The following is a 16763-nucleotide window of genomic DNA, read 5'->3' on the forward strand; positions in this document are numbered from 1 at the left end:
CTGTATCTTTTGCGCGTCCCGGTCGTCTTATAACTACAAAACCCGCGGTTTTTAATTTGTGTATTTGCGCGAATAATTCGAAATCGCATGGTTTAAGGACATTTACATATAGAATTCGATTAGCTGCGTGACAGAATTGCAGCATCCCGATAAAATCCGAAGCACATGAAACAACTCTTATCCCTGGTATTGGCGCTCACTTTTCTGCAGGCGGACGCCCAGCAGCGCACGCGCACTTTCCTGGCCGACAGCCTGGACAATTACATAATTAAAGCCATGGAAGAGGGGCAGATCCCGGGTGTGGCGGTGGCCATCGTCAAAGACGGGAAGGTCGTTTTGATGAAAGGATACGGAGTGAAAGAAGTGGGGAAAACGGATAAAGTGGATAGCAACACCGTGTTCATGATCGGCTCCAATACCAAGGCATTTACCGCCACGGCGCTCGCGCAGCTCCAGGCCGAAGGGAAATTGCAGCTCGACGATCCCGTCCGCAAGCACCTCCCCGACTTCCGGCTCCACGACCCCTGGGTGTCGGAACATGCCATCATCCGCGACCTGCTCAGCCACCGGCTCGGTTTTTATACCTTCCAGGGAGATTTCATGTTTTTCGATTCCGACCTCACGGTAGCGCAGGTCCGGGAGCGACTGGCGAAACTGGAACCTCCGTTCGGCTTCCGTACCACCTGGGGCTATTGTAATGCGGCTTTCCTCACTGCGGGGGAGATCATTCCGAAAGTAACCGGCAAAACCTGGGCGCAATTCCTGAAAGAGAAATTCTTCGAGCCCCTGGGCATGCGCAATACCATCGCCACTTCGGCCGAAATCCCGACGGCGAAGAACATTGCCGCGGCGCACTCCGTTTTTCTCGGCGAACTGAAGAAAGTCCCCTACGGCAATCTGGACAACCTCGCGCCGGCAGGAAGTATCGGTTCTTCGGTAGCGGATATGTCGCACTGGGTGAAGGCGCTCCTGGCCGGCGGGCGATACGAAGGCCGCGAAGTGATTTCCGGCGATGCGATCATGGAAACCCGGCTGCCGCACTCCAGCCTCGGGGAAGGGGGGCACGCTTTCAACCGGAAGCAATTCAATTTATACGGCCTCGGATGGTTCACCAATTCCTACGAAGGCCGGCTGATCGTGGAACACACCGGCGGCGTCAACGGTTTTGTGACGGCTGTACGGCTGCTGCCCGAAGAAAACCTGGGCATCGTGGTGCTCACCAATACCGAATCCAACAACTTCTATAACGACCTTACGGATGAGCTCACCGACGCCATGCTCGATCTTCCCTTCCGCGATTACGCCCGCAAATCGCTGGACCAACAGCGGGAAGAACTGGCGGAAGTGAAAAAAACGCTGCAGCAGATCCGGGAGGAAATTGCGGCGAAACCGAAGCTCCCCGTGCCTTTGACGGCGTTCGTAGGGAATTACGAACATCCTGTATACGGTAAAATGAACATCCGTATGGAAAAAGACGGCCTGGCGATGCGGTTCGAGCATCACCCGAACCTCGTCGGTAAGCTCTATCCCAAAAAGGACGACGAATTCTGGTGCTTCTACAATCTTACCATGTACGGTATTAAGGAAACGCACTTCACGGTAGAGGCGGATAAAGTGAAAACGGTGACCATCCGCGTATCCGGTTTCGTGGAAAGCGCGCCATACGAATTCCGTAAGCTGGACTAGGCTTCCAGCGGTACGGGGCGCTTATACTCGTCGATCGCTACGAACGTGAACGTGCCGCTGATGGCGCGGTACCTTTCGTCGGAATACATTTCCTCCACGAAAATCTCCACCAGTACCTGCAGGCTCGTGTTGCCCGTGTGCGTCACGCGCCCGATCAATTCCACGATCGTACCGGCGGGAATGGGTTTTTTGAAATCGATCTTGTCGGAAGATACGGTCACCATGCGCTTGCGTGCATAACGGGTGGCGGTGATGAAGGCCACTTCATCCATCAGCTGCATGGCCGTTCCGCCGAAAAGCGTGTCGTAGTGATTGGTCGTGTTGGGAAATACGGCTTTGAAAATCCGGGTTTCCGACTGTTGTATTCTTGTTTCGTTCGTCATCTTGCTTTTTTAACTTTTTCCACCTCGATCCGCCATTCCGCACCGCTGCCGATCTGGTATTTATCCGCGAAACTGTCTTCGTTCACCGCGATGGACAATTGCAGCAAACTATTCGTATAGGCGAGCAAGTTACCCGGCGAAACGGCGGAGAACGTGGTCACGAAAGGCATGGTGCCCTGGTACCGGAAAGCGGTGCCGTTATATATGGAGATCTTCAGGATATCGCCGTATTGGATGTTGAGCAGGTTGAGCTCTTTTTCACCGATGTTGGTCCAGACGTTGCCGTATTGGACATCGAGGATGGGAATGTTGCCGAGGATTTTGTTGCCGGATACCTGCGCTTTCTGGTAGGGAATGGCGACAACGGAATCCGGGAGGCGCGGGCCTACGGAGTCGAACGGGATTTTGCCTGCGGCGAGTCGCGCGCCGGTGTACGCATAGACATCGCGGCCGTGGAAGGTGTAGGATTGACCGGAGCCGGGCAGGCGGTTGCGGGATTCGTCGATTTCGCGGATGGCGTCCAGGCCGAGGTGTTCCGCTACGAGCGTGAGGGTGCCGTTGTCGGGCGTCACGAAGTAGTGGCCGGATTTGGTTTTCAGTACCACCGATTTGCGGGACGATCCCACGCCCGGGTCGATCACGGAAACGAAGACGGTGCCTGCGGGCCAGTAGGCCGCAGTCTGGTAGAGGCGGTAGGCCGCTTCCCAGATATTGTACGGGGGGATTTCGTGGGTGAGATCGAATACGGGCAAGGCGGGAGACACACCGAACGCAACGCCTTTCATCGCCGCTACTGCGCCATCTTTTAGGCCGAAATCGGTCTGCAGCACGAGGGCGCGCTGCGCGAAAACGATCGCCGGCAGCAGGCACGCCATCAACAGGAAAATGGTCCGTTTCATGCAAACAAATTACGCATATTGCAGGAAACGACCGTTCGCACCACCCGCATTTACCTCGGGAAATGGGACTTTTTCAGCTTCGCTCCGCGCCCCGGAACCGGCGGATAACAGCCATAACATGGATGACACGATTTTAACCTGAAGTACGTAATGCTGCCAAAAAATTCCGATCCGCAAAATAAATACTTGCATGTCAACGTTTTGCTAACATGTTTGCGGAATTTTCGTCCTTTTTACGATCATATTTTAACCGATTAATTACTTTTGATGCAATTTCCGGTTAATCCATGTTTCACACGAAAATGGTAAAATGGCGCAGGTTGAACGACTTACAGCGATTTATCCTTATTTTCGTTTTCATTCGATTTTCGATGAAACCGTCTGAATCAGGCGGTGGATTAACTGGTAAGATGCAATCGCCCTAAGGGGTTAAGTGGATTTTTAAATTAGAAGGTTTCCGTACAAACAAATTAGTCCCTGCCGTTGTTCTTTTGGGTAATCCCCAAAGGAAATTTCCGACCGATCGGACTATGACAGATGTATAGACAGACATGAGATGGTATCTCTCCAGTAATAAAAGCATGGAACTTTTTTATTCCTTATATGAATATCAGGGAATACATAGATAATGGAATGGTTGAAAGTTACGTACTCGGACTTTCCACTCCCGACGAGCGCGAGGAGATGAGGAAGCTTGCCCGTGAGTATCCGGAGCTGGAAACCGAATTCGACGAAGTGGAGCGCGTGATCCAGCAGCTCCTTTTCGAAGAAGCCGTATTGCCCCCTGCTACCCTTCGCCACCGCACGCTTCAGCCGCTCGACTGGGCAGATACCAATACGGAGAAGGAAGGGAAGAAACCGAATTATACTTTCATCAACATCGCGCCGAACCAGAACCAGTACATCACGGTACACCGCGTCTGGAAATGGATTTTCATTGCGGCGTTCCTCCTGTTCAAGGCCTGCCTTTTCCTCGCCATTTATTTTTACTTCAAATACCGCCAGGTGGAAGACCGCCAGGAAGAGCGTGAGAAAATCCGTAAGGAACAAATGCAACTGGCTCCGCAAACCCGCGCGGCGCAAGGCTTTTAGCTTTCACTGGCTACCCAGCCTGATCCCTTCATTCACACCAGCCAGCAACATCTGCACGCCGAGCACGGCTAAAATCAAGCCCATCATTTTGGTGATGACCGTCATGGTATTGTTCCCCAGTATCCGCACGATGTGCCCGCCAGACAGGAACAGCAAATACGCGATATAGCATAGCACGCCGTAAACGACGATCACGATGACCGTGTGCCATTTATCGGCAGACGCGGCATAGTTCATGGCCGTGGTGATCGTGCCCGGGCCGGCCATGAGGGGCATGGCGAGCGGGGTAACGGCTACCGAAATGCCGGGGTCGCCTTCTTTGGTATCGATACGTTTTTCAGGATGGGGCTTGTCTTCGAGGATCATCCTGTAACCCACAACAAAGAGCAGGATGCCGCCCGTGATGCGCAATGCCGGAAGGGAAATGTTGAAGAGATGGAGGATGGAATTCCCCGCCACGCTGAATACCACGATGATGATAAACGCCACGATGACGGATTTCAGCGCAATTTGCCGGCGTTGGGCCGGCGTCATGTAATCGGTAAGGTCCAGGAAAACGGGGACGTTGGCGATGGGGTTGACGATGGAAAAGAAACCCATGAACACGGCCGTCGCGAAACCGATATAGCTGCCCGTCATGACGCGTCTTTTTTCGGATGAACGATATTGGGCTTTACTTTCCGCCCGGTAGAAAGTCGTATCAGCCACTCGGCCAGGAACGAGAACACAAGGAAGATCGCGGTAACGAGTAATTGCCGCGGTGCGCCGGTGGCGTCTACGATCACGACCAGTATTACCGTTCCGCAGCTGACGATCGCCGCCAGCCATGCGATCCACGGCGTGGCTTTCGTTTCTTTCAGCACCCGGAGATGGCCGATATTGACGGCGCTGTAGCAAAGCAACATGGCCATGCCGCCGAGGGATGCGATCACGGAAAGGTCGAACAACATGATCAGCGCGATGATGCAGACGCCGGTGATGGCGAGCCCTTCCGTGCCGCGGCCCCACAGGTGTTTCTCGAAAGCCTTCGGCAGCGTGCCGTATGCGGCCATGACGTAGGAATTATTGCCCGTGGAAAAGAGATTGGCGTTGATGGCCGTGATGCTCGACACCAGCGCGGCTACAGACACGATCACGAAGCCGGTGTTCCCCAGCATGGGGCGCGCGGCTTCGGCGAGAGCGGTTTCCTTTGCGGCTACCACCTGGTCTGCGCTGAGGTTCCCGAACACGACGATCGCCAGTACAATGTACACGCCGGTCACCAGCAGAATAGTGGTCATAATGGCCCGGGGGAGCGTTTTGGCGGGATTGTCGATATGCTCTACGGCGCCGCTGATCACGTTGAAGCCGGTATAGGCGAAGAAAGTGACGGCCACGCTGCTGAGGAGACTGCTGGGCGCCAGGTGTTCCGGGTAGGCGAGATTTTCGGGCTGGATGGTATAAAAACCAAGGATGGCGAAACCGAACAATACGGTCAGTTTTACGGCCACGAAAATTTTCTCCACCCGCGCGAACGCCGTGACGCTCACGAAGTTGAGGACCACCAGCGCCGCCACGATGCCCGCGGCCGTGAGGTTCTGTACCCAGTCTGCCCCGCCGTAGCCCAGCAGCACGGCTGCGTAAGCGCCGAAGGATTTGGCGACCACGGCAGACAGTACGATCATGCTGACGTAATAGAAAATCCCCATCCCGCCGGAGTAAATGTTTACCCCGTAAGCCTGGACCAGGTATTCGAGCACCCCGCCGTTAGACGGGTAGCGCGCGCCGAGGCGGGCAAAGGAATATCCGCAAAGGATGGTGATGCCTCCGGCGATGAGGAAAGACAGCCAGGTGGCCGGACCAACGATGGCGCCCGTTTGGCCCAGCAAGGCAAAAATGCCCGCGCCGATCATGGCGCCGATCCCCATGGATATGGCGGCGGAAAGGGAAAGATGGCCCTTCTTGGTCTTTTTTACCATTTGAGGTGTATGTTCTTAAGTAATGCGGAACACTACAAATTGTTCATTCTCCGCTTGTAAACAAATTCCGCCGCCGCACTGTTTTAATGGAAACGAATTTTGCACAAACAATCTCAATCCCCCTATTATGGCACAACGCAGAGAACATGACTTTTTAGGCGAACGCGAAATCCCGGCCGACGTATATTATGGAATCCAGACCCTCCGGGCTATCGAGAATTTCCACATCACCGGCATCCCGCTGAACACGGAGCCCCTGTTCGTACAAGCCCTCGCATATGTGAAGAAAGGTGCCGCCATGGCCAATGCAGAGCTCGGCGCGCTCGATAAGAACATCGCGGAGCATATCATTAAAGCCAGCGACCGGGTGATCAACGGCGAATTCGATTCCCAGTTCATCACCGACCTCATCCAGGGCGGAGCTGGCACCAGCGTGAATATGAACGCCAATGAAGTGATCGCCAACGTGGCGCTCGAAATGATGGGCAAAAAGAAAGGCGAATACGATTTCTGCCATCCCAACAACCACGTCAATTGCTCGCAATCCACCAACGACGCCTATCCTACCGCGTTTCGCATCGCGCTGATCAATAAACTGTCGTCCTACAAACAGAGCCTCGCTGCGCTCGCAGAGTCGTTCGACAAAAAAGGCGACGAATTCAAGCAGGTCCTCAAAATGGGGCGCACGCAATTGCAGGACGCGGTGCCCATGAGCATGGGCGACGAGTTCAAGGCCTTCGCCACCACTATCCGTGAAGAACTGGCCCGCGTAGAAGAAAGCAAACGGCTGATCTCCGAGATCAACATGGGCGCTACGGCCATCGGTACCGGCGTGAACGCGCCCGACGGTTACGCCGAGCTCGTGACGAAACACCTCGCCAGGATCACGGGCCTGCCGCTGGTGTTGGCCAGCGACCTCATCGAAGCAACGGTAGACACGGGGGCGTACGTGCAGTTGTCAGGCGTGCTGAAACGCACGGCCGTGAAGGTTTCCAAGATATGTAACGATTTGCGCCTGCTTTCCTCCGGCCCGCGTTGTGGCCTCAACGAGATCAATTTGCCGCCCATGCAGCCGGGCTCGTCCATCATGCCGGGCAAAGTGAACCCCGTGATCCCGGAAGTCGTGAACCAGACGGCGTTTTACGTGATCGGGCAAGACCTTACGCTGACCCTCGCGGCCGAAGCCGGCCAGTTACAGCTGAACGTGATGGAGCCGGTGATCGGGTTCGCGCTGTTCACGTCCATCACCTATATGACGAACGCCTGCAATACCCTCCGCGAAAAATGTGTGGACGGGATCACGGCGAACGCGAAGCATACCCAGGAAATGGTCATGCAAAGCATCGGTATCGTAACGCAGCTCAACCCCATCATCGGTTACGAACAGTCGGCCGCGATCGCGCGGGAGGCGTTGGAAACCGGAAAGTCGGTACACGACATCGCCGTAAAGGAAAAGAAATTGGTGACGCAGCAAAAGTGGGATGAAATATTTACGTTCGACAATATGATCCGCCCCAAATTCATTAACAGTTAATTGTTGTTGTGCTTATGAAAAACGTATTGTTACTATTGCTGGCAAGCACCTGCTGGATGCTGCGCCCTGCCCGCGGACAGAACGCCAATTTACCCAATGTCGTGATCCTGGCAACGGGCGGCACGATTGCCGGGGCAGGGGAATCCAGCGTGGGAACGGCATACACGGCGGGGAAGCTCCCGATAGACGATCTGTTGAACGCCGTCCCGGAAGCGCGGAAAATCGCTAATCTCCGGGGCGAACAAGTGGCCAGCGTCGGCAGCCAGGCCATGCACGACAGCGTGTGGCTGAAGCTCGCCCACCGCATCAACGAGCTCGCGCAGCGCAGCGATGTAGACGGGATCGTGATCACGCACGGAACGGATACGGAAGGCGAAACGGGTTTCTTTCTCCAGCTGACCGTCAAAACCACCAAACCCGTAGTCCTCGTAGGCGCGATGCGCTCCGCTACCGCGCTGTCGGCCGATGGGCCGCTCAATCTCTACAATGGCATCGTGGTGGCGGCGAATAAAACTTCGGCAGACCGCGGTGTGCTCGTGGCCATGAACGATTATATCTATTCCGCGAGAGACGTCACCAAAACCAATACCACCAACGTTTCCACGTTCCAGGCGCCGAACACGGGCCCGCTGGGCGTGGTGATGGACGGGAAGGTGGAATTTTATCACCGCATCATCCGCAAGCATACGCACCAGACGGAGTTCGACGTGAACAAGGTGAATTCCTTGCCAAAAGTCGATATCTTGTACGGGTACGCCAATACGAACCCCGTGCTGGTAGATGCATTGGTGAAAGACGGCGTACAGGGCATCGTGATAGCGGGTGTGGGGAACGGTAACCTTTACCCTACCGTGGAAGAGCGCGTGAAGAAGATCACCCGACAGGGCATCGCGGTGGTGCGCTCCAACCGCACCGGCAGCGGCCGTGTGCTGATGAACGCGGAAACCGACGACGCCGCATTGGGCACCATCGCGGCAGACGACCTCAATCCGCAGAAAGCCCGCATCCTCCTGCAGCTGGCATTACTGAAGACGAAAGACACGAAGAAGATCCAGGAAATGTTTTTTGAGTATTGACATCGCTTCCTACATAACAACCACGTAAAAAGAAAACATGATCTGGATCCAATTTGCCATTCTCCTGGTGGCTATCCTCATCGGCGCCCGCATGAAAGGCATCGGCCTGGGCGTGATGGGCATGGCGGCCCTAGCCCTTTACCTTTTCGTATTCCGCATGCGGCCGGCAGAGCCGCCCATAGACGTGATGCTCATCATCCTCGCCGTGGTTTCCACAGCGGCCACCATGCAGGCGGCCGGCGGGATGGATTATCTTGTCCGCATTGCGGAAAAGATCCTGCGGAGCAAACCATCGATGATCACGCTGCTGGGACCCTTGGTGACGTTCGCGTTCACTCTCTTCGCGGGAACGGCGCATATCACGTATTCCCTGCTGCCGATCATTTCGGAAGTGGCTACCAAAAAGCGCATCCGGCCGGAAAGGCCCCTGAGCATATCGGTGATCGCCTCGCACCTGGGCATCACGGCCAGCCCCATTTCCGCGGCAACTGCGGCCATGATCACCATACTGGCCGGTCAGATCGAACTGGTGCATATCCTGAAAGTATGCATTCCCGCCTGTATTGTCGGCATTCTCTGCGGCGTGGCGGTGGTATGGAAGAAGGGGAAGGAACTGGAGAAAGACCCCGTGTTCCTGGAGAAAATGAAAGATCCGGAATTTGCGCGGGAGCTGGATGCGCACTCCGCGTCTGACAACACCCCGCTGAAGCCCGGCGCCAAAATCTCCGTGATCATTTTTGCCGTGGCGGTGCTGCTGATCGTGCTGGTAGGGGCTTTCCCGACGATGCTGCCATCGTTCGAGCCCGGTGCCGCGAACCTTTCCGTGAACGCCAACGGTACCATCAAAATGGCGGCGGTGATCGAACTGGTGATGCTGGGCGCCGCGGCGCTGATGCTACTGTTCACCAAAACATCCACCACAGACGTGGCCAAGGCCAGCCTGTTTACCGCAGGCGCACAGGCCGTAGTGTCGATTTTCGGGGTGGTGTGGATGAGCGCCACTTTCATGGAAGCGAATTCCGTCGCCATCGAAGGTGCGCTGGGAGATATGGTGAAAGCCGCTCCATGGACGTTCGCCATCGCCCTGTTCCTGCTGAGCATGCTGCTTTTCAGCCAGGCCGCCACTACCAAGGCGCTCATGCCACTGGGTGTATTGCTGGGCATCGCCCCGATGAACCTCGTGGCCATGTTCCCCGCTACCAACGGCGATTTCGTGCTGCCGGGCTACCCCACGCTGCTGGCCGCCATCAACTTCGACCGCACGGGCAGCACCTATATCGGGAAATACCTCATCAATCATAGTTTCATGTTACCGGGGCTCGTGGCCGTGTCGGCGAGCGTGGCCTCGGGGTTCCTGTTTGCCCACCTATTCTGGTAGAACCCTAAAAAACCGATGTATGAAGAAAAGCCGTACCCTTCTCTGGTTGCTGCTCCTGATGCCCGCTGCGCTCATGGCGCAGGTGCACGAGCGGCAGACAGACGATACGTCGATCCACAGTATCCCCTTTATCCCGGTCAGTAAACAGTCGCTGCTGTCGAACGTGGACGTGATCGCCAATATGCAGATGTCTTTCCAGAACGAATTCAACGAAGGCACTTATCAGCAGTCCCGCTTCGTGATGAACCAGTTCCGGCTGGAGATCCGCGGGAAGGTACACGACAAGGTATATTTCCGGTTCCGCGACCGGTATACCCGTGGCGTGGTGCCGCAAACGATCGACAATATCAGCCGCAGCACCGACCTGGCTTTTCTCCGGTTCGACGCGAGCGACAGCTGGAGCATTTACGCCGGTAAACTGTGCGCCGACTGGGGAGGGTTCGAGTTCGACGCCAATCCCATCGAGATTTACGAGTATTCCGATATCATCGAGTACGCCGACAATTTTCTGGTAGGCGCGGGCGTTTCGTATATGTTGCCCGACAAGCAGAACCAGTTCACCGTTCAGTTGCTGAACAGCCGTACGGCGCGTTTCACGGAATTGTACGATACCACGGCGCTGCCGGGCATCAAACCGGCGAAGTTCCCTTTCGCGGGGGTGCTGAACTGGCGCGGCAATTTCGGGAAATTCAGCACTTTGTGGTCGTACTCCGTGTTCCGCGAGTCCGAAAACGAATACATGAACTACCTGGCACTGGGGAACCAGTTCCAGACCGGGAAGTTCCATATCCAGTACGATTTCAAATGGAGCCGCGAAGCGCTTGACCGGAAAGGCATCGTTTCGGGGATCACAGACAACATGGGCATCAAACACGCGTATCGCGCCAGGTACATGAGCCACTGGGTGCGGCTCGACTGGCACCTGTCGCCTAAAGTCAACCTGTTTTTCGTGGGCATGATGGACGACGCTTACTGGAAACCTTCGGGGACCACGTTGCCGGCGAACACGTCTACCAACAAGTTGCGGACGGCTTGGGGATATATTCCCGGTGTGGAAGTGTACCCGTTCAAAAACCTGAACCTCAAAGTGTTCGGGACTTTCATCGGCAGAAAATACGTATATACCGATTACGCGAAATCGAATTTCGGTATGGCCAACACGGATAATTACCGTGCGTCGATCGGAATTATCAGCCCATTGGTCATCTTATAACTTACGGAACGGATCCTGAGCGCCGGCGGTTTTATCAGCGGACAAACAACACATCGCAGGCAGGAGGGATCCGTTTATCTTTGTATCAAAACGAACCAACTATACATGAGCTATACCGTTCCTGCGGCCACCACCATCGGCCATGTGCACCTGAAGGTTTCCGACCTGCAGCGTTCCCTCGATTTTTATTGCGGATTACTGGGATTTGAACTGATGACGAAGTTCGGCGACCAGGCGGCTTTCATTTCCGCCGGCGGCTATCATCACCACATCGGCCTCAACACCTGGCATAGCAAGGGCATGCCGCCCGCGCCGGAAAATGCCGCGGGCCTTTATCATGTGGCTATCCTCTACCCTACCCGGAAAGACCTGGCGGAGATTTACAAAAGGCTCACCGGCGCCGGGGTGGCTTTCACCGGCTTCGCCGACCATGGCGTGTCGGAAGCGTTGTACCTCAACGATCCGGATATGAACGGGCTGGAACTGTATTGGGACCGCCCCCGGGAGCAGTGGCCGAAAGACGAGAACGGGAACCTGACCATGTACACCCATCGCCTCAATATCAGCGATCTGCTGCACGAACTGGAGCGATAATTACCGGATTTTCAGTTTGTCTTTGCTGTTTTCCATCGCTTCGTCGATGGAATGGGATTTCCGTAAATCGAGGTGGTGCTTGGTGTCTTCCGCCAGCTTGGAATAGAAAGTGTGCAGGGTGTTCAGTTCTTCCTCGGAGATCGATTCCACGTCTATCAGGCGGTTGCTGGCCGTTTTGGTGCAGGCGATCAACTCGTTGAGTTTCAGTTGGATGGATTTGGAATCCTTGTTCTGGGATTTCTGGATGATGAAAACCATGAGGAAGGTAACAATGGTGGTGCCGGTGTTGATGACCAGCTGCCAGGTATCTGAAAACCCGAACAGCGGGCCGGTGACGGCCCAGGCGACGATCACGAAGAAGGCGATGATAAAGGCCCAGGGGCTGCCGGTGGCGGACACGGCTTTGCCTGCGAACCGCTCGAAGAGCGGCACTTTCTTTTTTGCTTCTTGCTGCTGCATAATATTAGTAATTGATGTTCAGCAGGCGCAGTTTGTTGTAGAGGGTTTTCCGGTCTATGTTCAATAACTGCGCGGCTTTCGTCTTGTTATACTTCACTTCTTTCAGGACGTTGATGATCTTGTTGTATTCCGCTTTCAGGGCTACGGATTTGAGATCGTTATCGTCCAGCATCGGGAGATTGGGCTCTTCTGCCCCTTCCCCGGAAACGGGCTCGATGCCGGAGGACGTCAGGGAGCGCGTCATTTTACCGGCTTTCATTTCCAGCGGCAGCGCCGCCATGGAAATTTCCTTTCCGGCGGGCGTGAGCAGGCTCGCGCGGCGAATGACGTTTTTCAGTTCGCGGATATTGCCCGGCCAGTCGTAGTTCCGGAAACATTCCCAGACTTCCTCGCTGAGCGTGGCTTCGGGCTTGTTCAGCTCCCTGCCGGCCTGCGCCAGGAAAGCGTCTACGAATGAGCGGAGATCGTCGCCACGGTCGCGCAGCGGCGGAATATGGATGGTGAATTCGTTGAAACGGTGGAAAAGATCTTCCCGGAATTTGCCTTTCTGCACGGCTTCGAACAGGTTTTCGTTGGAAGCTACGATCAATCTCACATCCACTGCAATTTCTTTCATGCTTCCTACGCGACGGATCTGTTTTTCCTGGATGACGCGGAGCAGTGCTACCTGAACGTCGTAGGGAAGGTTGGCGATCTCGTCGAGGAAGATGGTGCCGCCGTGCGCCTGTTCGAACGCGCCGATCTTGGTGCCGATGGCGCCGGTGAACGATCCTTTTTCATGACCGAACAATTCGCTGGCGGCCAGCTCGCGGGAAAGCGCGCCACAGTCGATCGGGATGAACGGCTGGTTTTTGCGGCTGCTATGGTCATGGATGAGATGGGCTACGGATTCCTTGCCGGTGCCGGTTTCCCCGAAAATGATCACGCTGTAGTCTGTAGGGGCCACGAGGGTGAGCTCGCGGATGAGCTGGCGCGAAGGGTCGCTTTCGCCGTAGACGTACTGCATGCCGTTCCCGGTGCCGCCGGAAGGTTGGAGGCGCTGGGCGTCCTGTTCCCGGACGGGCGCTGCGGGAGCCGCCTGCACGGGTTGGGGCATGGCGGCGCCGGGGCTTTCCAGGGCCTTGTTGACCAGGGCCAGGATCTCGTCCGGATATAATGGTTTGGAAATATAATCGTATGCGCCGTTCTTCACCATGTCTACCGCGATGCGGACATCGGAATAGCCCGTGATGATAATAACGACGGTTTGCGGACTGAGGGTCCGGATATCGTTGAGCAGCTGCGACCCGTCGGTATCTTTGAGCCGGTAATCGCAAAGGACCAGGTCGAAGGGCGCTTCCTTGAGCAACTTCAGGGCGCCGGCGCCCGTCATCGTACTTTCTGTCTTAAAGCCATGCTTGCCCAGGAATCGGCTGAGCAGGGTACAAATGTTTATTTCATCATCTACAATGAGGATTTTCTTCATATTCGAATATGTTGGACGGACATTAAATTTACAACTAATTATGCATATGCGGTTTTACATCGTTCCGCTTCATTTCAAACAAGACATCAGTTAATTCGTTCACATTGAACGGCTTTGGCAGGAAATGCACTGCGCCGGAAGTCAGGGCTTTCTGTTTTTCCATCCCGTTGTCGTAAGCACTAATGGATATTACCGGTAAATCGGGATAATCTGCCTTTATTTTCGGCAGTATATCTAGCCCCGACCCATCGGGCAGGTGAATGTCCAGGAACAGAATGTCGGGTTGCTGCTGCTGGAGAAACAGCAGTCCGTCTTTCAGTGCATGCACATATTTTACCTTATATCCGTGTTTCGTCAGGCTTAACTGTAAAAGTTGACAAATATCCGGCTCGTCATCTATAATTAATATCAAATCTCCCATGGCTCGTCGAATTTTTACACCGGGAAACGGTTGCCACCGAGGCCGTCAAACCGGATGTTACTGTCATTTATAACTTATGTATCTGCAAACTGTCTGCCGGAAACATTTATCTGTTCCAACAAACAAATTTGTGGATAATCTTCCCCGGAATTTACGCGCTATTTCCCCAAAATGTTCAGACATCCCGCCCAAACCTCGCCGTTTCCCCCGTATTGGCCCGGTGGTATGGAAATTGTTCGAATTTATGCAGAGTCATTTACTTCATCCAAAAATGTTAACGTATGAACAGTCTGCAATTGAAAGGTGCCTGGAATGAAATCAAGGGCAAATTGAAACAAAAGTACGCGGATCTGACCGACGATGATCTGACGTATACGGAAGGAAAGGAAGACGAACTGCTGGGAAGGCTTCAGCAGAAACTCGGCAAGTCGAAAGAGGAAGTGAAAAAGCTCATCGACGAGCTGTAAACGCAGTATACGATTATACTTTTATCATAGCTGTTGTTTTAGTTATTGGCAGCTTCGATTGGTTTTAAAATGCAGTTAAAGCATCATTAAAACCGTAAAGCTTGCCAGCTGTCCTGCATCATCCGGTGCGGGACAGCCTTTTGTCGAGCAAAAAAACGTATTTCATAGATTGATCCATTGTAAGCGTTCATCCAGTTTGTGACCATTTGATCATCCTGCTCATAAAATGAAAGTTCCGGCAAAAACTGCCGGAACTTTCTGTTTTTATATATCGATACTACAGGACTCAGCCTTTGTTGGCGGTTTCGAGGTCGCGGAGGTACCGGATTTTGTCGTGCGCGGCGCGCAGTTTGATGCGTTGATCGGAGATCATGGTGCGCACTTCGGGCGGGAGGAAGTCTTGCTCCAGCGCGGTGTTGTACGATTTCTGGGCGGCGTCTTCCCCGTATTCGCAGGTGGCGAGGATGGCGCGGCGGTCTCCACCGCCGAAGGAGACTTTGACGTCCATCCAGGTACGGTACAGCTTCCCGGCGAAGGTGGTGTCGCGCTCGCGTTCTTCGCCGAGGCTGCGGAGGTATTTATTCAGTTCGGTGGTGTTTTGCTTGCTGTCGGCGATCATCGAATCGAATAATTCCTTCAGGTCGAGATCGTCTGTTTGCAGGCGGGCTTTGTTGTATCCTTCTACCCGGTCGTTATTGATTTTCACCAGGTCTTCCACGACCGAGGCCGTTTTTTGCAGGTGTTCCATGATATGCTATTTTATGGGTGATATAATGATATGGTTCCGTACCATATCGTCCAAAAAAGCTGCCATGCCGGTTTTATGCGGGGATGGAGGGTGGCTTTGGCGAAGCGGCGCCCCTGTTGGTGGAAGTGCGTCCACATCGGTTGGGGCGAATATTTCCGGTGGATGGGAAACCTACGGCTGATGCGCCGCTGGCATGAATTTTACATGATAAATCATGAACCAAAAACAGTCAGATATGAATTCCTTACTGTATCTCATTGCGGTGATCCTGATCATCGGCTGGTTGCTGGGATTCTTCGTGTATTCCGCGGGCGGCCTCATCCATGCTTTGCTTGTGTTGGCCATCATCGCCATCCTGATCAATATCATCCGGGGCAGGGCGGCATAGTTTTACCGTAACGCCACTAGATAAAAAGCGGGGAAAATGGAAATACTTGTTTCCATTTCTCCCGCTTTTTGCATTAATTCAGGATATGAATCCCATCCTGTTATTCCTGACCCTGGCTATTAAGGCTTATTCCATGCCGATGCTGGTCACCGACCAGACGGAGCACCGCATCCTCCTCATGAATCTGCCTTCCGGCGAGCTGATCCGCGAATGGCGGGCGGCCGATATCCCGGAGCACCACCGCAAATGGTTCCGCAACCCCAGCGAAGTGAAAGCCTCGCGCGACCTGAAGTACATCCTCATGTGCGCCTCCGGCGGCGGAGCCGCCATCATCCGCTTGAATGACGCCAAAACATTGTGGTACGACTCCGTGGGCGGAAATCCCCATTCCATCGACATCGCGCCCTTCCATACCGTTGTAGTGGCCTCCAGCACCGGGAACATGTACACCGTTTTCCGGTACGATACCACGAAAGCCTACGAGCCCGGACGGCCCCGTACGTCTATCGCCGCCCCCGACGCGCATTCCGTCAATTTTTACCAGGACAGCTTTTACATCGCCGGAAGGGACAAGATTTGGATCTGCCTGTTCCGGAAAGGAAAGCGCAACGGTGTGGCCGACGTGCAAATCGCCAACTCGGCCACTATCCCCGGAAAAGGTGCGCACGACATGAGCTATGGCTCCCGCACAGGCGTTTTTTACGTAACAACGGTGGATACTCTCCTGGAATTCCATACCCAGGACCATTCCTTCCATCCCGTCAACAGCAAGGTCACCCGCAATATCAAGAGCTTTTCGGAAGGGGGGAACGATTACCCGGCCATCGTCACTATTCCGAAAGAGCAATGGTGGACCGACGAGGTAACCGACCTGCAAGGCAATGCCGTCCTGCGCATCCCCGGCGCCAAGATCTACAAGGCGCGCTGGATGAAGGGTTTCATGAGCTCTTACGCGGAAATCAACGCCAAAGGCGATACGACCTACTTCAAAAAATGGTAAGC

General features: G+C 54.5%; 19 protein-coding genes. 10 read left to right on the plus strand and 9 right to left on the minus strand.

The genetic code is table 11. The features are described from left to right. Positions 1–165: 165 nt before the first annotated feature. Entirely contained in the window at positions 166–1686 is a 1521-nt protein-coding gene (locus tag ACQKLP_RS01185; RefSeq protein WP_427319275.1) for a serine hydrolase, read from the plus strand. Here ACQKLP_RS01185 and ACQKLP_RS01190 read toward each other — a convergent pair. Genes ACQKLP_RS01190 through ACQKLP_RS01200 form a run of 3 tightly spaced genes read right to left on the minus strand, consistent with a single transcriptional unit; the run spans position 1683 to position 3160 of the window. Next, positions 1683–2069, minus strand: coding sequence for an acyl-CoA thioesterase (locus ACQKLP_RS01190; protein WP_427319277.1), 387 nt, complete (start codon positions 2067–2069; stop codon positions 1683–1685). The two genes, ACQKLP_RS01185 and ACQKLP_RS01190, sit on opposite strands and share 4 nt — an antisense overlap. Next, positions 2066–2968: an SAM hydrolase/SAM-dependent halogenase family protein gene (locus tag ACQKLP_RS01195; RefSeq protein ID WP_427319279.1), complete on the minus strand. Its 903-nt coding sequence runs from the start codon at positions 2966–2968 to the stop codon at positions 2066–2068. Before ACQKLP_RS01195 ends, ACQKLP_RS01190 begins: the two co-directional genes overlap by 4 nt. A gap of 9 nt (positions 2969–2977) precedes the next feature. Then, positions 2978–3160, minus strand: a complete 183-nt coding sequence (locus ACQKLP_RS01200; RefSeq protein ID WP_427319281.1) for a hypothetical protein — start codon at positions 3158–3160, stop codon at positions 2978–2980. Positions 3161–3601: 441 nt separating this feature from the next. Between ACQKLP_RS01200 and ACQKLP_RS01205 the strand changes: the two genes are divergently transcribed. Then, entirely contained in the window at positions 3602–4060 is a 459-nt protein-coding gene (locus ACQKLP_RS01205; protein WP_427319283.1) for a hypothetical protein, read from the plus strand. Between the two features lie 3 nt (positions 4061–4063). Here the strand turns inward: ACQKLP_RS01205 and ACQKLP_RS01210 are convergent, their stop codons facing one another. Both ACQKLP_RS01210 and ACQKLP_RS01215 read right to left on the minus strand, forming a co-directional pair. Continuing rightward, positions 4064–4699, minus strand: a complete 636-nt coding sequence (locus tag ACQKLP_RS01210) for a MarC family protein (RefSeq protein ID WP_427319285.1) — start codon at positions 4697–4699, stop codon at positions 4064–4066. Further along, positions 4696–6018: an APC family permease gene (locus ACQKLP_RS01215; RefSeq protein WP_427319287.1), complete on the minus strand. Its 1323-nt coding sequence runs from the start codon at positions 6016–6018 to the stop codon at positions 4696–4698. The genes ACQKLP_RS01210 and ACQKLP_RS01215 overlap by 4 nt, the downstream gene beginning before the upstream one ends. A gap of 127 nt (positions 6019–6145) precedes the next feature. On the opposite strand from ACQKLP_RS01215, the gene aspA reads away from it, so the two are divergent. The 5 genes from aspA to ACQKLP_RS01240 all read left to right on the plus strand — a co-directional run bounded on the left by aspA (position 6146) and on the right by ACQKLP_RS01240 (position 11813). Further along, positions 6146–7552, plus strand: coding sequence for an aspartate ammonia-lyase (gene aspA, locus ACQKLP_RS01220; protein ID WP_341842233.1), 1407 nt, complete (start codon positions 6146–6148; stop codon positions 7550–7552). A gap of 14 nt (positions 7553–7566) precedes the next feature. Further along, positions 7567–8628, plus strand: a complete 1062-nt coding sequence (locus tag ACQKLP_RS01225; RefSeq protein WP_427319289.1) for a type II asparaginase — start codon at positions 7567–7569, stop codon at positions 8626–8628. A 37-nt stretch (positions 8629–8665) separates the two neighbouring features. Next, positions 8666–10006, plus strand: a complete 1341-nt coding sequence (locus ACQKLP_RS01230; RefSeq protein WP_427319291.1) for an anaerobic C4-dicarboxylate transporter family protein — start codon at positions 8666–8668, stop codon at positions 10004–10006. 19 nt (positions 10007–10025) lie between these two features. Then, the gene (locus ACQKLP_RS01235) at positions 10026–11219 is read left to right on the plus strand and encodes a porin (protein WP_427319293.1); all 1194 of its coding nucleotides are present in this window, start codon (positions 10026–10028) and stop codon (positions 11217–11219) included. Between the two features lie 105 nt (positions 11220–11324). After that, entirely contained in the window at positions 11325–11813 is a 489-nt protein-coding gene (locus ACQKLP_RS01240) for a VOC family protein (protein ID WP_427319295.1), read from the plus strand. On the opposite strand, the gene ACQKLP_RS01245 is transcribed toward ACQKLP_RS01240, so the two are convergent. From ACQKLP_RS01245 to ACQKLP_RS01255, 3 genes are read right to left on the minus strand one after another with little or no spacing between them, the layout of a single operon-like run. Next, positions 11814–12272 carry a low affinity iron permease family protein gene (locus ACQKLP_RS01245; RefSeq protein ID WP_427319297.1) on the minus strand — a complete coding sequence of 153 codons (459 nt, stop codon included), beginning with the start codon at positions 12270–12272 and terminating at the stop codon, positions 11814–11816. A 4-nt stretch (positions 12273–12276) separates the two neighbouring features. Then, complete coding sequence (locus ACQKLP_RS01250; RefSeq protein ID WP_427319299.1) at positions 12277–13737, minus strand: sigma-54-dependent transcriptional regulator; 1461 nt, start codon at positions 13735–13737, stop codon at positions 12277–12279. A gap of 34 nt (positions 13738–13771) precedes the next feature. Beyond that, a complete protein-coding gene (locus ACQKLP_RS01255; RefSeq protein WP_427319301.1) occupies positions 13772–14158 on the minus strand; it encodes a response regulator transcription factor in 387 nt (128 codons plus the stop codon). 281 nt (positions 14159–14439) lie between these two features. On the opposite strand from ACQKLP_RS01255, the gene ACQKLP_RS01260 reads away from it, so the two are divergent. Continuing rightward, entirely contained in the window at positions 14440–14625 is a 186-nt protein-coding gene (locus tag ACQKLP_RS01260; protein WP_427319303.1) for a CsbD family protein, read from the plus strand. Between the two features lie 286 nt (positions 14626–14911). Here the strand turns inward: ACQKLP_RS01260 and ACQKLP_RS01265 are convergent, their stop codons facing one another. After that, positions 14912–15373 (minus strand): PA2169 family four-helix-bundle protein, encoded by a 462-nt coding sequence (locus ACQKLP_RS01265; RefSeq protein ID WP_427319305.1) that lies wholly within the window; start codon positions 15371–15373, stop codon positions 14912–14914. Positions 15374–15608: 235 nt separating this feature from the next. On the opposite strand from ACQKLP_RS01265, the gene ACQKLP_RS01270 reads away from it, so the two are divergent. Further along, positions 15609–15761, plus strand: a complete 153-nt coding sequence (locus ACQKLP_RS01270) for a lmo0937 family membrane protein (protein WP_109695608.1) — start codon at positions 15609–15611, stop codon at positions 15759–15761. Positions 15762–15846: 85 nt separating this feature from the next. After that, entirely contained in the window at positions 15847–16761 is a 915-nt protein-coding gene (locus ACQKLP_RS01275) for a DUF6528 family protein (protein WP_427319308.1), read from the plus strand. Positions 16762–16763: the final 2 nt, after the last annotated feature.

It is taken from the genome of Chitinophaga sp. NPDC101104 (assembly GCF_050277495.1).
GTDB lineage: Bacteria > Bacteroidota > Bacteroidia > Chitinophagales > Chitinophagaceae > Chitinophaga.

Coding starts and splice junctions, on each gene's coding strand:
- ACQKLP_RS01235 (WP_427319293.1), top strand. CDS start 10,026: ATGAAGAAAAGCCGTACCCTTCTCTGGTTGCTGCTCCTGATGCCCGCT.
- ACQKLP_RS01265 (WP_427319305.1), bottom strand. CDS start 15,373: ATGGAACACCTGCAAAAAACGGCCTCGGTCGTGGAAGACCTGGTGAAA.
- ACQKLP_RS01185 (WP_427319275.1), top strand. CDS start 166: ATGAAACAACTCTTATCCCTGGTATTGGCGCTCACTTTTCTGCAGGCG.
- ACQKLP_RS01260 (WP_427319303.1), top strand. CDS start 14,440: ATGAACAGTCTGCAATTGAAAGGTGCCTGGAATGAAATCAAGGGCAAA.
- ACQKLP_RS01230 (WP_427319291.1), top strand. CDS start 8,666: ATGATCTGGATCCAATTTGCCATTCTCCTGGTGGCTATCCTCATCGGC.
- ACQKLP_RS01195 (WP_427319279.1), bottom strand. CDS start 2,968: ATGAAACGGACCATTTTCCTGTTGATGGCGTGCCTGCTGCCGGCGATC.
- ACQKLP_RS01210 (WP_427319285.1), bottom strand. CDS start 4,699: ATGACGGGCAGCTATATCGGTTTCGCGACGGCCGTGTTCATGGGTTTC.
- ACQKLP_RS01275 (WP_427319308.1), top strand. CDS start 15,847: ATGAATCCCATCCTGTTATTCCTGACCCTGGCTATTAAGGCTTATTCC.
- ACQKLP_RS01270 (WP_109695608.1), top strand. CDS start 15,609: ATGAATTCCTTACTGTATCTCATTGCGGTGATCCTGATCATCGGCTGG.
- ACQKLP_RS01250 (WP_427319299.1), bottom strand. CDS start 13,737: ATGAAGAAAATCCTCATTGTAGATGATGAAATAAACATTTGTACCCTG.
- ACQKLP_RS01190 (WP_427319277.1), bottom strand. CDS start 2,069: ATGACGAACGAAACAAGAATACAACAGTCGGAAACCCGGATTTTCAAA.
- ACQKLP_RS01240 (WP_427319295.1), top strand. CDS start 11,325: ATGAGCTATACCGTTCCTGCGGCCACCACCATCGGCCATGTGCACCTG.
- ACQKLP_RS01245 (WP_427319297.1), bottom strand. CDS start 12,272: ATGCAGCAGCAAGAAGCAAAAAAGAAAGTGCCGCTCTTCGAGCGGTTC.
- ACQKLP_RS01225 (WP_427319289.1), top strand. CDS start 7,567: ATGAAAAACGTATTGTTACTATTGCTGGCAAGCACCTGCTGGATGCTG.
- ACQKLP_RS01205 (WP_427319283.1), top strand. CDS start 3,602: ATGGTTGAAAGTTACGTACTCGGACTTTCCACTCCCGACGAGCGCGAG.
- ACQKLP_RS01200 (WP_427319281.1), bottom strand. CDS start 3,160: ATGCAAGTATTTATTTTGCGGATCGGAATTTTTTGGCAGCATTACGTA.
- ACQKLP_RS01255 (WP_427319301.1), bottom strand. CDS start 14,158: ATGGGAGATTTGATATTAATTATAGATGACGAGCCGGATATTTGTCAA.
- ACQKLP_RS01215 (WP_427319287.1), bottom strand. CDS start 6,018: ATGGTAAAAAAGACCAAGAAGGGCCATCTTTCCCTTTCCGCCGCCATA.
- aspA (WP_341842233.1), top strand. CDS start 6,146: ATGGCACAACGCAGAGAACATGACTTTTTAGGCGAACGCGAAATCCCG.